Raw genomic sequence first — 14,800 nt, 5'->3', positions numbered from 1 at the left:
GGATCCTGCAGCGCCGCCAGCGTACGTTCCAGGCGCTCCCTGGCGGCGGCATCCGCCGACGCGAGCGCCTCCTCTATGACCGCCTGCCCAGGCGGGGGGGCCGCGGGCGGGCGCGCTGGTTGCGCCGCTGAGGAGGACTCGGGGCGATCGGAAGCATGCGATGCGAAATGCGGGGACAGGATCACGGCGGCGGCCAGCACGACGCCGAGGATGACGACCGCCCAGACCGTGGACGGCAGCCGCAGCGGCACGAGCTTGCCGGCATCCAGCCCGCGAACGGTGGCCGAGCATCGCTGCAGCAGGACGGCGACCCAGGGCGAGCTCTCCCCGGACCGGGAGAACCACAGCGTGGACTTGAGCTCGTCGCGCAACTGCGCCGCGTCGTCTGCAATGCCCGCGGCTTCCTCGAGCGAGACGGAGCGCAGGGCGGCGCGTCCGAACAGGAAGAGTGCACCCGCGATCAGGAAGAGGCCGCCGTACAGGGGCCAGCGGGCGAGCGGCGTGCCGGAGAGGATGGCGCCCAGTACCACCATGACGGTGCCGATGGCGAGGAGCGCCGAAAGAGCGAGCAGGCCGATCTCGATGGCGTGCTGCAGCCGCACCCGCGCACCGACGGCCTCGAGTGTTCGCTGGAGTGTTCCGTCCATGCCGGCAGTGCGCTCGCTCATGGTTCGATGCTAGCACAGGGCCGCCGCCCTTCGCGGTCCCGTTCGGGGGGTTCCGCCGCGCAGACGAGGGACAGGAAACACTCCGCCCTTCGCCCTCCGGAATGTCTCGGAAGTCCGGGCATGGACAAGGCCCGATTGTCGAGGACAGGCGCTCCCGCGCGATGCGTCGCGGGGGGAGCGCGGTGTAACATCCGCGACCATGACGATTGCTTCTTCCCCGGCCCGGCGCAGAGGCGGCATCGCCGGGAAGCCGGCGAACGCACTTGTCTTCGCCCTCGTTGCAGCCATCACCGCCTGCCCCTTCCTGCCGGCACAGGCAGCGCAGCGCCCGCACATCGTGTACCTCATGCCGGACGATCTGGGCTGGCAGGATCTCGGGTACCTCGGCAAGGAAATCCGCACGCCGAACATCGACCGGATCGCCGACGGCGCGGTGCGCCTCAATCAGTTCTATGTCCAGCCCCATTCGAGCCAGACCCGGGCGGCGGTGATGACGGGCCGCTATCCCTTCCGCTACGGACTGCAGACCCAGTCGATCCTCCCGCAGAGCACGTACGGCCTGCCGGTGGAAGAGCGGACGCTGGCCCAGGCCCTGAAGGAATCGGGATATCGCACCGCCTTCGTCGGCAAGTGGCAGCTGGGCCATGCCCAACCCGGGTTCTGGCCGCTTCGACGGGGCTTCGACCACTTCTACGGCACGCTCGCCGGCGGCGTCGACCACTTCACCCGCCGCGGCGACAACGGGCCGGACTGGTACCGCCAGGACAAGCCGGTCAAGGAAACCGGATACGACACCGCTCTCATCGGCAAGGAAGCCGCGTCCGTCGTCGCGGGCCACGATCCGTCCAAGCCGCTGTTCCTGTTCGTGTCGTTCAACGCACCGGCCGCTCCGCTGCAGGCGCCGCGCGAATTCCTCGACCGCAACGCGCACATCGGGGACGAGATCCGGCGGACGTACGCAGGCATGGTGAGCGCGCTGGACGATGCCGTCGGGCAGATCCTCGCGGCGCTCCAGAAGAAGGGAATGCTGGAGGACACGCTGCTGGTCTTCCACAGCGACAACGGCGGCGCCGTGGCGCACAAGTTTCCGACGGGCGACGGCGACCTCGCCGTGGCCGCCGCCGACAACGGCCCCTACCGCGACGGCGCCGGCAGTGTCTACGAAGGCGGCGTGCGCGTTCCGGCGCTGGTCAAGTGGCCCCGGGGGCTGGAGGCGGGAGTGACCAACGCGCTCATCCACGTGACCGACCTCTATCCGACGCTGCTGGCTCAGGCGGGGGCCGGTCTGGATCAGCGCAAGCCGCTGGACGGCATCGACCAGTGGCCCGTGATCAAGGAGGGCAAGCTCGGCACGCGCAAGGACGTGCCGCTCACTGTCGAGGATCTGCGCGCCTCGATCCGCTCCGGCGACTGGAAGCTCGTGGTGTACTCCACGCTGCCGTCCAGAACGGAGCTCTACGACATTCCGCACGACCCGGCGGAGGAAGACAACGCGGCCGAGCGCAACCCTCAGCTCGTGCAGGAACTCCTGCGCAAGCTGACGGATTTCGCGTGGGAGATGGCGCCTTCGCGGCACCTCGAGGACCTCGCCCGCGCCCGCAAGCGCGATCTGCCCACGGTCTGGGGCGCGAATCCCCTTCGGCATGGCGCGACCGCCCGGACGGACTCGCGCAACGACCCGTCCCTCACCGTGGAACGCGCGGACCGGCCGCAGGGGGCCAGATGAGACCCGAGACCCTGGTCCCTGGTCCCGGGGGAAAACCCGCTTCTCTCCACGTCGACGCCTGCCCGAGAACCGGCCGCCCGCGCCGCGGCGCTCCCCTGGGGACCCGGGCCCGGGGACTCGCGCCTTGAATCTCCAACGCCTGTACAACATTGCCGATCTGCGTTCGGCCGCCCGCAAGCGGCTGCCGCGGGTCATCTTCGAGTTCGTCGACGGCGGCGCCCAGGACGAGATCACGCTGCGTGCGAACAGCGCGGATTTCGCGCGATATGCGTTCCGGCCCCGCATGCTGACGGACATCTCCGAACGGTCCACGGCCACGACGATCCTCGGCGCGCCTGCCGCGTTTCCCGTGGTGCTCGCGCCCACCGGGCTGGCCGGCATCACGCATCGCCGCGGCGAGCTTCCGGCCTCCCGGGCCGCAGCCGCTGCCGGCGTGCCCTACTGCCTGTCCTGCATGTCCACCTGCAGCATCGAGGACATCGCCGCGGCGTCCTCCGTCACCCGCTGGTTCCAGCTCTACGTCCTGCGCGATCGCGAGCTCACCCGCACGTTCATCGAGCGCGCCAAGGCCGCCGGATGCAGGGCGCTGGTCCTCACCGTGGACACCAAGGTGCAGGGGCCGCGCGAGCGCGACATGCGAAACGGATTCACCGTGCCGCCACGCTTTTCGCTCGACACGTTGCTCGATTTCGCGCTCCATTGGCGCTGGCTGCTGGACGTGGGACTCGGCCCGAGGGTCACCTATGGCAACTTCGCCGGCAGCGCCCTGTCGACCGGCGAGGCCATGACGATCACCCGCTTCATCGGCGGGCAGTTCGATCCCTCCGTGAGCTACAAGGACCTCGAGTGGTTCAAGAACGCGTGGGGCGGACCGGTGGCGGTAAAGGGAATTCTCACGGGCGAGGATGCACGCGCGGCGGTCGACCACGGGGCCGACGCCATCATCGTTTCGAACCACGGCGGCCGTCAGCTCGACGGAGCGATGTCCTCCATCCGCGCGCTGCCGGAGGTGGCGGATGCGGTGGGCGACCGGGCCGAAGTGATCCTCGACGGCGGCGTGCGGCGCGGTTCGGACATCGTGAAGGCGCTGTGTCTCGGCGCCCGCGCCTGCATGATCGGACGTGCATGGCTCTACGGACTGGCGGCGGGCGGCGAACCCGGCGTGGCCCGTTCACTGGCGATCCTGCGCCATGAATTCGATCTGGCCGTGGCTCTGCTCGGCCGGACCGGGGTCGACCAGCTGGATCGGAGCTGCCTCGCCCCCACGTAGCCGGTCATGCGCATCGTTCCGCGGCTCGCGTTCGCCGCCCTCACCTGCCTCGTGTCACCCTTCGCGATCGCCGCCGCCGGCGACTGCGAACGCCTCCTGGCGGCGGCGCCTGCCCCGGCCGCGACGCCCGACGCCGTCTCGCTCAATGCCCGGGCGCAGTGCTGGCTGGCGCTGGGCCGGCCCGCCACCGCCCGCCGCCTCTTCACCGAAGCGCTCGTGCAGGATCCGCTGCTCCTGCAGGCGCATGCTGGCCGGGCGATCGCCGCGGCACGCACCGGTGACTTCACCCGCGCGAAGCTCGATCTCGAAGCGCTCAAGGCCCTCGATCCCAAGGCGGCGGCGCAGGCCGGCGAACTGCTCACGCTCGAATCCGCCCGCGACGACGGAGCCGCGACTCCCGAGGCAAGGCGTGCGGACCTGGACCGGGCCGCCGCCGCCGGCGAGCCCGCAGACCGCTTGCGCTCGCTCGGGGGCGCGCTGCTGCGTTCCGCTGCGAGCCACCACCGGCGCTACGAGGAGTGGTACCAGGACCGCCTGGGCCAGCTGGCGGCCGCCGCGCGTGCGGAACCCGCCAACGTCGAGCGGTACGTCGATCTCGCGGAATTTCTCGTGCGGGAATCGAATGTGCGGCAGCGAAGCGAAGCCCCGCCCCCGGCAGGCGCGCAGATGCCATGGCGTCCCTGGGCGGCGGAGTACGAGGAACTCCTCGCCGCACGCGCGGCCGCCGACGAAGCGCTCAAGATCGATGCGAGACACGTACGGGCGCTGGCACTCAAGGCCGTGGCGCTGTCCCGGCTGGGCCAGGACGATCCTGCCGATCAGTTCGTCCGCCGTCTCCAGGGCGCGGGCGACTCGCCCGAGGCTGCCCGCGCGCTCGCCTGGATCCGTCAGCAGCGCATCGCCCGTTGGACGCAGCAGGCGCGCTCGCTGCGGGTGCCGGTCTGCACCGCGACGCGGCCGGGCACCGCACGCGCACCGCGTCCGGGCGAATTGTCTCCGGCACCGTGTCCCGCGCCGGGCAGCCGAGACCTTCATCTCGCCGACACGCTGGAGAACAAGGCAGCCGCTTCGAGGCGAGAGAGCGCCACGCTCTTTCAGCGAGCGGCGCAGGCGGGAGCGGGACGCGTGGAAGCCGAGGTGTTCCAGGCGGAGATCTGGCTGTCCCGGAACCGTCCGGCGGACGCGCTCGCCGTCCTGCAGAAGGCAGTGCAGCGGGAACCGGGATCCCTGGAGGCGCATGGAGCGCTGATCGACGTGCTGGCCGCGCATGGTCAGGAGGACGCACTGCTGCGCGCCCGCTCAGCGGCCGCCAGGCTCCTGCACACGACAGTGGCGTGGGATCTCGAGCGCGTCTGGGACCGCATCGAGCGCGGCCGGATCGACGAAGCCCTCGCATTGCTGACCGAAGCGAAGCGGAACGTCCCGGACGAACCTCGACTGGATGCCTATCGCGCCGTGGCGCATCAGGCGGCGGGGCAGACGGCGGAGGCCATCGTGTCCGCAAGGGCCGCGCTGGCCCTGGAAGAAGCCCGCCTGGCGATGGACGATGGTATGGCCGCCGCCGGGCTGCCGCGTTCCGCCGCCGATTCGGGTCTGATTCTGCGTCTGCGGCCGCTGCTCGCGCAGTGGCTCGAACCGCGCGGTGCATCGGCGGAGATCACGGCGCTCCGGCGCGATCATGCCGCCTTGATGGGCAGGCTCGACCCGGCGGAGTCCGATGCGCTCGTCTACACGGCCGTCCTGCCGGTATCCGGTGCGTCGGTTCCGGTCAGCCTGGCCTCGCTGAAGGCGTCCGCCGCGCAGTCCGCCCAGGCTTCGAGCCTGCCACCTGTCCCGGCGGCTCGGCCCCCGGCGCTGCCGCGAGCGGCTGACGCCGGCCCACCTGCAACGGCAGTGCCCCGTCCCTTGCCGTCGACGGCCGCGGCCGGCGCACCGAAGGAAGCCGTCGCAGTTCCACCGCCTCAACCCGTACGCGCACCGGAAGCCGCGACGCAGGGGACATCATCGCTGCCTCGCACACTGTCTCCCAGGACACCGCCGGCACCTGCCGCCTCGGCGCCATCCGCGACACCGTCCGCGCCGATTCCCGAACCCGGGTCCGGCCTGGATGCCGCACTCGCCGGAACGTGGGTGACGGAGATCGCCGACCCCCGCGGCCAGCGGCGCCGCATCTCGCTGGAGATCGAGGCGGCAGGCAGCTACGACATCCGTTCGGAGGGGCGCGTGCTGACTCACGGCCGCATCCAGGCCACGGCAGGACGGCTGCTGATGACCGACCAGTCGGGGCATACGACGCTGGGTACCTACCGGATCCGCCCGGCCGAGCCGGATTCCCCGTCGGGCGCGCGCACGGACATCCTGCAGCTCACCATGGACAGCGGCGCGTCCCAGTGGCAGAGGCAGTAGCGCGGCGGCGCCGCGGGCAGAAGCGAAAGAGAAGGCTCGGGAACGCTCGGGAAGACTCGTGACGCCCGCACACCGGTTCGCCGTTGGCAGACGGTTCACCGGTGCACGGCGCAGAGCGTCGTCACGAGAGAGCACCGGAGACATGCTGCATGCGTCTCCGGCCGTGCCGGTACGGACTCGGCCTGCGTCGCCGACTCCGGCACTCCGGGGCCTGTCGCCGGCTCGAGAGGGAGTGAGCTGGCGACAGGCACTGGAAAATGGAGCTACGCGCGCACCGGCACCTCCATCGGCGACGATCCGAGAAAGCGCGCCCCGAACTGCGCGGCGGAAGCCGGCATGGACCACAGGCGCCCCTGGAACAGCGTGCATCCGAGCTGCGCGAGAGAGCGGAACTGGGCCTGTGTCTCCACCCCCTCCGCGACGACCTCGAGGCCCAGCGCATCGGCCATTCCGACGATCGCCTTGACGATCGCGCCTCCCGCCGGATGGGTGTCCACGGAATCCGCGAACTGGCGGTCGATCTTCAACGCATCCGGGGCAAGCCTCTGCAGGACCGCAAGGGATGAATAGCCGGTGCCGAAATCGTCGATGGCGATGCGCACCCCCATGGCGCGCAGACGGGCCATGGCGCGCGAAACCTCGGGCAGGTCTTCCATCATCAGGCTCTCGGTGATCTCGACCTCGATGCGGTCGGGCCGGACGCCGTGCTCCTCCAGGCAGAGAGCGAGGTGATCCACGAACCCGTTGCGAAACTGCGCGCAGGACACGTTGATCGCCACACGGGGAACGGCCAGTCCGTCGCGCCACCAGAGCGCCATCTGCCGGGTCACCTCCGAAGCCACCCACTCGCCGATGTCCGTGATGAGCCCGACCTCCTCGGCCAGCGGGATGAACCGGGACGGTTCGATCTCGCCGCGCTGCGGATGCTTCCATCGCAGCAACGCTTCCGCGCCCACGAGAGCCGTGCCCTCCGCGTCCATCTGAGGCTGATAGTTGAGTTCGAACTCGCCCCGTTCGATGGCGCGTCTGAGATCGCGTTCCAGGCCGAACCTCTGTTCGGCACGATCGTTCATGTCCGGGGCAAAGAAGCGGAAGGCGTTGCCGCCGCCATGCCGGGCGACGTAGGCCGCCGCCGCGGCGGAGCGCAGGAGCATGTCGGCGTCCCGGCCGTTGGGCGGGCACAGGGCGATTCCTATCGAACAGGTCAGGCGGAATTCCTCTGCCCCTATCTCGATCGGATCGGCGATGCCCCGCAACAGCCGGGTCGCGATGCAGGCGATGCTCTCGTCGCCGCGGGCGTCGTCCAGAACGATCGCGAATTCGTCGTCGCCGTGGCGGCACAGGATGTCCGCCTCCCCAGCGCGGACCGGACACGTCCTCCCAGCCCGATCAGCACCTGATCGCTCATTTCCGACCCGAGCGAATCGCGCAGCAGGCGGAAGCGGTCGATGGTGAGAATCAGCGCGGCCACGGATTCCCCGCGCCGGCCTGCCTCCGCGATCTTCTGACCGAGCAGTTCCTTGAGCGCGGTCCGGTTGATGAACCCGGTCACCGGGTCGCGGGTCGTCGCGGCGGCAAGCCGCGCCTGGGCCAGCTTGAATTCGGTGATGTCCGTGAGAAAGCAGCGCACCGTGCCCGAACCCTTGTCCGCTCCCGCGCGCATGGCGCGTCCCTTGAGCCAGACCGAGCCGCCGTTGGCGGTATTCATGCGCAGTTCGAGCGTCCTGCTCGCACCGTCGGCCGCCACCATGTCGAGCAGCCTGAACACGCCCTCGCGGTCTTCTTCCTCCATCACGTCGCGGAAGAAATTCGGGTTCTGCAGCCACCACTCCAGCTTGAAGCCCAGCAGCCGCTCCGCTCCGAGCGACACGAAGGTCACGCGCCGGGTGGCGGACACGATGTCGCACAGGATCGCGTCGCAGTCGTCGACCGACACCTGGCGCAGTTCGGCAAGCGCCCGGGACGTTTCATGGGGATCGATGCCAGGAACGGTTTCGGCAGGTTCGGCGCGCGGGTCTGTCGGCGTGTCGTGCGGCTTCTCGGTCCTGGCTTGGGCCACGACGGACGCCAGAACACGATGCAGCCCCTCGCGGTCATCGCGCGAATCGATGACGTGGTCGGCCCCGGCCGCGCGACAGTACTGGGCGAGAACCCCTGCCGGATCGTCGACGACGGCGACGATCATCGCGCCCGGCACGGAGTTGCGGATCTCGGAGAGCATCCACGGATCGACCGTCTGCTCGGGTTCGATGCCCGCGACGATCACCTCGGGCTGTGTCGTCTGCGCGACGTCCACGGCCTCGCGCGGGTCGCTGGAACTGCCCACGAGCCACGCGCCGGGTGAAGTCACCACCCGCTTGACGAGCCGCGACTTCGTCGCGAGATTGCTTGCCACCACGTACGTACGCACCGATCGTCTCCCTTGCTCCCGCCGGCTTGCGCGGGTTTCCATGGGAGGCACTATCGGCGCAACGGCCGCGCGCGCCCATCGGTGCAAGTCGCGATGCGATGTGGGAGACCGCCGGGGACGGCGTAGGCGGATTCCTACAGGTATCCGCGGCAGCGCCCGCCGGGAGGCCTGCGGAAAGAATCGCCGGCCGGTGCGAACACACCGCGTGGCGGGAGCAGGTCTAGTCGATCAGCGTGTGCTTGAGGCAGTAGCGGGTGAGATCCGCGTTGTTCTGCAGCCCCATCTTGTCGAGGATGCGCGAACGGTAGGTGCTCACGGTCTTGACCGACAATGCCAGCGCCTGCGCGATCTCGGTGGGCGTCTGACCCGCGGCGAGCATGCGCATCACCCGGAATTCGCGGGACGAAAGCGCCTCGTGCGGGAGGGCGAGCGGCGGCATGGCGAGCCTGTCCGCCAGCACTTCGGCCAGTTCGGCGGTGATGAAGCGCCCGCCGCCGAGGATCTTGGAGATGGCACCGAAGAGCTGCTCGGTGGCGTTGTCCTTGGTGATGTAGCCGCGGGCCCCGAGCCTCAGCGCCTGCACGCCCAGTTCCGTCTCGGAATGCATGCTCAGCATGAGCACGCGTTGATCAGGCCGGCGCTCGATGGCCTTCGCCAGCACGTCCAGCCCGGACATGCCCGGGAGCGACAGATCGAGGATCACGAGATCGAAGCGCTGCCTGCGCAGCTCATCGAGCGCCGCCTCGCCGGAATCGGCCTCTGCCACCTCCGCCTGGACGTATGCCTCTTCCAGCAGCTGCCGGATTCCGCGCCGGATGAGCGGGTGATCGTCGACGACGAGAAACCTCATGCCGCCGGCGCCGGATCCTGACCGGACTCGGCGCGGACGGGCACGACCACCGTCACGACGGTTCCCTGGCCAGGCCTGGAAGCGATCTGCGCGACGCCGCCCAGGAGGCCCGCGCGTTCCGTGATGCCCAGCACTCCCAACGTGCGGGGTGTGCGCAGCGTCCCGGGATCGAACCCCCGGCCGTCATCGGCCGCGGTCATCCGCACGCGGTCTCCCGCCAGCTCCAGGCGGATGCGGACCACGGTGGCCTTCGCGTGCTTCGCCACGTTGGTCAGCGCCTCCTGGAAGATCCGGAAAAGAGCGGTGGCACGGTCGTCGTCCAGCGCGACGTCCTCGGCGTCGACCTCGCAGCGGATGCCCGTGCGTGCCTGGAACTGCTGGGCATAACCGCGGAAGGCCGCGGCGAGACCCAGCGTGTCGAGCGCCGCGGGGCGCAGTTCCGTGGCGATGCGGCGGACAGTGCCCACGGTCGTGTCGATGAAATCCGCCATCGCGCCGAGACGCTCATCGAGCGGCTCGATCTCCAGCGCCCCGCCCGGATTCAGATGCCGGCGCAGCCAGGCGACGTCCATCTTGAGCCCGCTGAACGCCTGCCCCAGCTCGTCGTGGATCTCCCGTGCGATGCGCACCCGGTCCTGCTCCATCGCGCGCGTGATCTGTTCGGTGAAGCGGGCGAGGCGGTCGTGGGAGTCCTTGAGGAGCCGCTCGGTGTCCTTCAGTTCCGAGATGTCCGTGATCATCGACGAGAAGTACGGCGGGCGGCCATCTCCGGGTTCGACGCGGGACGTGTTGACCGACACCCACACCTCGCTGCCGTCGGGCCGCAGCATGCGGCGCTCGTCGCTGAAGCGCTTGAGCTTGCCACTGAGCAGTTCGTCCATCAACGCACGGCGGCGCTGGCGATCGTCGGGATGCGTCAATTCGGGAGGTGACGTCGCCAGCATCTGTTCTTCCGTACGCCGGACGATCTCGCAGAAGCGCTTGTTCACGCGCAGGATGCACTCGTCGATCGACGACTCCGACACGCCGACGGCGGACTGTTCGAAGGTGGCGGCGAGCCGGGCGCGCTCCTCGAGAAGCGCCGCCTCGGCCGCCTTGCGCTCCGTGATGTCCACCAGCACGCGCAATTCGAACTTGTCCCGGCCGGCGCCCGGTTGGACCATGGTGCTGCTGATCTTCGCCCATGCCACGCTGCCGTCGGGCCGCAGCATGCGTTTCTCGTACGCGATGGAAGGCACGCGGCCTGCGTGGAGATCGGCGCAGAGCGCCTTCTCGAGTCCGGCATCGTCAGGGTGCGTCACGTCCCACACCGGCGAGCCGACCAGTTGCTCCGCAGGACGCCCTGCCAGCTCGCACATGCGAGGATTGACGCGCGAGCGCAGCCCGTTGCCGTCCACGATCACGAAGCCCACGGTCGCCTGATCGAACGCCGCGGCCCAGCGTTCCTGCTCCATCTCGATGTGGGCGACGTTGCGCTTCAGCTCGGAGATGTCCTCGAGGAAGATGGCGATCCCGCCGTCCGCGGTGGGATGAATATGGTTGCGATACCAGGTCTGGGTGACGGCGAAATACTGGTCGATGCGCTCCTCCCGGCCGGAATCCCGCACCCGATGACAGGCCGCGTGAAAGGGCAGGCTGCGGGCTTGAGGGAACACATCCCAGAGAACACGGCCCTGCAGTTCGTTGCGGCTGCGCTGGAGGAGCTCGCAGGCGCGGTCGTTGACATACGCATAACGCCACTGCGCGTCGAGCACGATGAAGCCATCGCGGATGCCGGCGAGGACGTCCTGCAGGCGACGTTCCGTGCGCAACCGCTCCGTCTGCTCGCTGCGTTCGGAGGTGAAGTCGCGCACGAGGCCGAAGAGGGACGGTCGATCGACCTGACCCGCCAGGACACGCGCTCGCGCCGCGAACCACCGGTAACTGCCGTCGCGGTGAAGGATGCGGTATTCCACGTCGGCGCGCTCGCCGTCCGGAAGTGCCAGGAGACGCGCCTCGGTCTGCAGGATCCCGGCGCGATCCTCCGGATGGACGCGCTCCAACCATTGGTCGAAGTGGTCGAGCGGCTCATCCGGATCCCCCAGCAGTCTGCGGTATTCCGGGGAGAGCTGGCCGTGCCTCGTCTCCACGTTGAACGACCAGTAACCGAACTCGCCAACCTCGAGGGCGAGCTGGAGCCTCGTATCCAGTTCCTGCATGGCGGTGGTGGCGCTGTCTTTCTCGGCCTCGATCCGCTTGCGTTCGGTCACGTCGCGAAAATAGACGTGAAGGCTGTCCGCAGACGGCAGGATCCGGTTCTCGAACCACACGCCCATGCCCGGATAGAAATTCTCGACGGTGGCCGGCTGGCCGGTCTCCATGGCTTCCCGGCAGGCCCGGCCGAAGGGAAGATCGTACGCATCGGGATACAGATCCCACATGCAGCGGCCGACCAGTTCGTCGACGGGACGGCGCAGAATCTGCGCACAGCGCGGATTCACGTAGCGGTAGCGCCATTGCCGGTCGAGGATCATGAAACCATCGGACATGGCGTCCAGGGTTCGCAGCAGGAGATCCTGCATGGCCTCGCACGCCTCGTCGCCTCGATGGCGGACGGTGATCTCGCGCACGACCCGCGCTTCCGCGGCTCCAGGTTCGAATGCAGAGGCGTGTCCGGCCGCCCGGTCGGAAACCTGGTCGAAGGTGCCGTCCGGCCTGCGCACACGATAGTCGACAGCCGGGGCATCCGGCCCTGATCCGAGGAGATCGAAGTGCAACTTGACCCGCAACCGGTCGGCCTCGTGGACGAGGTCCAGCCAGCCGCTCACGGCAGACGGCAGGGTCTCCGCCGGATGTCCGCACAGATCATCCGGTCCGCAGGCCCACCGCAGTTCGCCAGTCAGCGGACGATGGCTGTAGCTGCAGGCGCCCAGCGTCCGCAGCACGGCGAGCGCATCCGCGGGAGCCGATCCCGGGACGCCGTCGCGCCCCGCATTCTCGTTCTTGTGTGTCACGTCACCGCCACTCCGTGCTGCCCGTTTCCCCACCCCGGGGAAACACCGCTGGACGATTCCTGGGCCAATTATCTCCCCATCTCTGTCAAGACTGCCGGAAGGTCTCATGCGTTATGCTGATCGGGTCAAGGAGGAAGGCATGACCGATCGACGCTCGACCCACCGGGACGGCTGGCCACCGGGGCACGATGCAATTGCCCGTCCGGCAAGACTCTCCTTCGCAGCGCGATGTCCCGAGCAGCCGGCAGGGGGCTCACGCCGGATGCGATACGCCGCCTTCGCATCGGCCCTCGTGGCCTTCCAGGCCTGCGCGGCCGACTATGCGTCCCTCGTTCCTTCGCGCTGCATCCACGAGATGGGCGAATGGGGCGAGCAGGCCGTGCACGAATGCATCCGCCGCGATCTTCCTGCCGCGCAGGCGTTGGAGAAGTATCCCCGCCGCGCCGAACCGCTGATCGACCGCTGCATCCAAGAAATCGGGCGCAACGGCTGGAGCGCCGTGAAGGAATGCGTGGACAAGGCGCTGCCTTCCTCGAACCCGCCCGCGGCGCAGTGAACGAATCCGGCCCGGCACCGTCGAGCGTTCACGTGCGCGATGTCCTGCCGGAACGTGCGCCGGACGGTTCACGCGTGCATCCGCTCGGACGCACGCCACACGGATCGATGGCGAGATTCGAGCTCCCGGCAGGCGCCCTCTCCCGCGCGGTCGTGCACGCGTCGGCGGACGAGATCTGGGTCGTGGTGAGCGGCCGCGGACGAATGTGGCGCGACGATGGCCGGATCGAACTCTGGACGGACCTGGAGCCGGAACTGTGCGTGACCATTCCCCGCGGCACCCGATTCCAGTTTCGCTGTGAGGGCGACGAACCGCTCGTCGCCTACGGCATCACGATGCCGCCCTGGTCGGGCGACGGCGATGCCGAGGTGGTGATGGGTCCGTGGGACCCGCAATTCCAGGGGAACGATCGGCAAGAGGCGCAGTCAGGCCCCGCGACCCCTGGCCCGAGCCCCTGACGAAACCAGTCCCCGGACTTTCCCACCGCCGTGCCGCGCGTCCGCGCGGCGGGCCTCACGCCCGGACGGTCAACCGAACGGACGCACGCCGATGAGCGGTCCGTGCAGCAGGAACGCGAAGACCGCCCACACGGCGACGCCAGCGACGACGGCCGCGACATCCTTGCCCGCGCGGCCCTCCGGATAGCGCCTGCCGGCCGCACGATCGCGTCGCCGCGCGGAGGCGAAGTCCACGATCGCCCAGACGAGAATGGCCCCGAACAGCACCACATCGCCCAACCGCCCGTTCGACAGCAGATGCGCGAACGCCCAGAGCTTCACTCCCGCGACCATGGGATGACCGAGCACCTGCTTGAAGTGGTTGCCGGGAACATTCGCCGCGGCGATCAGGACGAACGCCAGGAGGGTGAGCAGCGCCGTCGCGTGCGCCGTCCAGCGAGGCGGCTGCCACAGTTCCACGGGATCGATGCGCGTCTGGCCGTAGCCCCAGACGATGAGCACGAAACCCGCCAGGGAAACCACCGAGAACAGCCCCTTCCAGGGCCCTTCTCCCATCGCCGCGATGCGCCGTGAACGCCAGCCGTCCGCGACGATCCGGACGGAATGCGCGCCCAGAAAGACGACCAGCCCCGCGATCAGCCAGGCCATGGCGGTCTCACGCCCTGGCGGGAAGACGGGTCGCCTGCCAGGACACGAACTGCAGGCCGGCGGGACGCTGGGCCCAGATGCTGTGAAACATGAGAGAGAGCGACAGTTCCTGCCCGTTGGCCGTCACATCGAAGTTCGCGGCACCCGAGACGATCGCCACACCGCCATAGATTCGCACCGTGACGTCGCCCAGTGTCATGCGGCGATAGCGAACAGCGCCCGAGCGCATGGATTCGATGAAGCTCGCCTTGGTGTCCACGTTCGTGCTCGAGTGGACATACACGAGGTCGTCTCCGAACAGGCGCTCCATGGCGGCGAAATCGTTGGCGGTCTGGGCGTCGTATCGCGCGGCTTCCGCCGCGAGCGCCTCCTCCACCGTGACCGTGCCGAAGCACACCTGCACACCGGTGCCTGGCTGCACGGCCGGGAGAATCGGTGGGCGGAAGACATCTTTCAGAGTGGTCAGCAGCGTCATGGAACATCTCCGCGAGGACGAGTGGCCGGCCCGTACTCCAGGGCCGGTCCGGGGAATGTACACGGATCGCGTGGCAGCCGGAATGGCGCGATGACAAGACGGACCACAAGGGTGGGATGCAAATTTCGCCGAGCCGGCCCACGCCGGCGGCGCCCCGTTCTCGGAGCGGCGGCGCTGCGGTGAGGACCGGTGAAGCCCTGTCGGCGGGACGCCCGAGCGAGTATTCACAGGGGCCGACGTCCGGCACCGGACCTCCTGGACGAAAGGCAGCGGCAGACCTCCCGCATGCGGACACGCAGGGGGAGATCCGCGCCTCTGCGAGGTCAGTTCGTCGCGGGGA

At 69.2% G+C, this 14,800-nt stretch carries 11 protein-coding genes; 5 read left to right on the top strand and 6 right to left on the bottom strand.

All coding sequences use genetic code 11. From position 1 onward, the window contains the following. Window positions 1–867: 867 nt before the first annotated feature. Genes IPK20_11860 through IPK20_11850 form a run of 3 tightly spaced genes read left to right on the top strand, consistent with a single transcriptional unit; the run spans window position 868 to window position 6,070 of the window. A complete protein-coding gene (locus IPK20_11860; protein MBK8017333.1) occupies window positions 868–2,394 on the top strand; it encodes an arylsulfatase in 1,527 nt (508 codons plus the stop codon). Continuing rightward, window positions 2,312–3,664 (top strand): alpha-hydroxy-acid oxidizing protein, encoded by a 1,353-nt coding sequence (locus IPK20_11855; protein ID MBK8017332.1) that lies wholly within the window; start codon window positions 2,312–2,314, stop codon window positions 3,662–3,664. Before IPK20_11860 ends, IPK20_11855 begins: the two co-directional genes overlap by 83 nt. Window positions 3,665–3,670: 6 nt before the next feature. After that, a complete protein-coding gene (locus tag IPK20_11850; protein ID MBK8017331.1) occupies window positions 3,671–6,070 on the top strand; it encodes a hypothetical protein in 2,400 nt (799 codons plus the stop codon). A 263-nt stretch (window positions 6,071–6,333) separates the two neighbouring features. Here the strand turns inward: IPK20_11850 and IPK20_11845 are convergent, their stop codons facing one another. The 4 genes from IPK20_11845 to IPK20_11830 all read right to left on the bottom strand — a co-directional run bounded on the left by IPK20_11845 (window position 6,334) and on the right by IPK20_11830 (window position 12,323). Further along, entirely contained in the window at window positions 6,334–7,224 is an 891-nt protein-coding gene (locus IPK20_11845; protein ID MBK8017330.1) for an EAL domain-containing protein, read from the bottom strand. A gap of 71 nt (window positions 7,225–7,295) precedes the next feature. After that, window positions 7,296–8,480: a diguanylate cyclase gene (locus tag IPK20_11840; GenBank protein ID MBK8017329.1), complete on the bottom strand. Its 1,185-nt coding sequence runs from the start codon at window positions 8,478–8,480 to the stop codon at window positions 7,296–7,298. 220 nt (window positions 8,481–8,700) lie between these two features. Next, window positions 8,701–9,330, bottom strand: a complete 630-nt coding sequence (locus IPK20_11835; GenBank protein ID MBK8017328.1) for a response regulator transcription factor — start codon at window positions 9,328–9,330, stop codon at window positions 8,701–8,703. Then, complete coding sequence (locus IPK20_11830; protein MBK8017327.1) at window positions 9,327–12,323, bottom strand: PAS domain S-box protein; 2,997 nt, start codon at window positions 12,321–12,323, stop codon at window positions 9,327–9,329. Before IPK20_11830 ends, IPK20_11835 begins: the two co-directional genes overlap by 4 nt. Before the next feature lie 139 nt (window positions 12,324–12,462). Between IPK20_11830 and IPK20_11825 the strand changes: the two genes are divergently transcribed. Beyond that, on the top strand, window positions 12,463–12,879 hold the full coding sequence (locus IPK20_11825) for a hypothetical protein (GenBank protein ID MBK8017326.1): 417 nt from the start codon (window positions 12,463–12,465) through the stop codon (window positions 12,877–12,879). After that, complete coding sequence (locus tag IPK20_11820; GenBank protein ID MBK8017325.1) at window positions 12,876–13,337, top strand: cupin domain-containing protein; 462 nt, start codon at window positions 12,876–12,878, stop codon at window positions 13,335–13,337. The genes IPK20_11825 and IPK20_11820 overlap by 4 nt, the downstream gene beginning before the upstream one ends. A gap of 69 nt (window positions 13,338–13,406) precedes the next feature. Here the strand turns inward: IPK20_11820 and IPK20_11815 are convergent, their stop codons facing one another. Together IPK20_11815 and IPK20_11810 are read right to left on the bottom strand one after the other, a co-directional pair. Next, window positions 13,407–13,985: an NnrU family protein gene (locus IPK20_11815; GenBank protein MBK8017324.1), complete on the bottom strand. Its 579-nt coding sequence runs from the start codon at window positions 13,983–13,985 to the stop codon at window positions 13,407–13,409. 7 nt (window positions 13,986–13,992) lie between these two features. Continuing rightward, window positions 13,993–14,460: a nuclear transport factor 2 family protein gene (locus tag IPK20_11810; protein MBK8017323.1), complete on the bottom strand. Its 468-nt coding sequence runs from the start codon at window positions 14,458–14,460 to the stop codon at window positions 13,993–13,995. Window positions 14,461–14,800: the final 340 nt, after the last annotated feature.

This window comes from Betaproteobacteria bacterium (assembly GCA_016713305.1).
Classification (GTDB): domain Bacteria; phylum Pseudomonadota; class Gammaproteobacteria; order Burkholderiales.
This window is presented reverse-complemented; position numbering and strand designations above follow the sequence as displayed.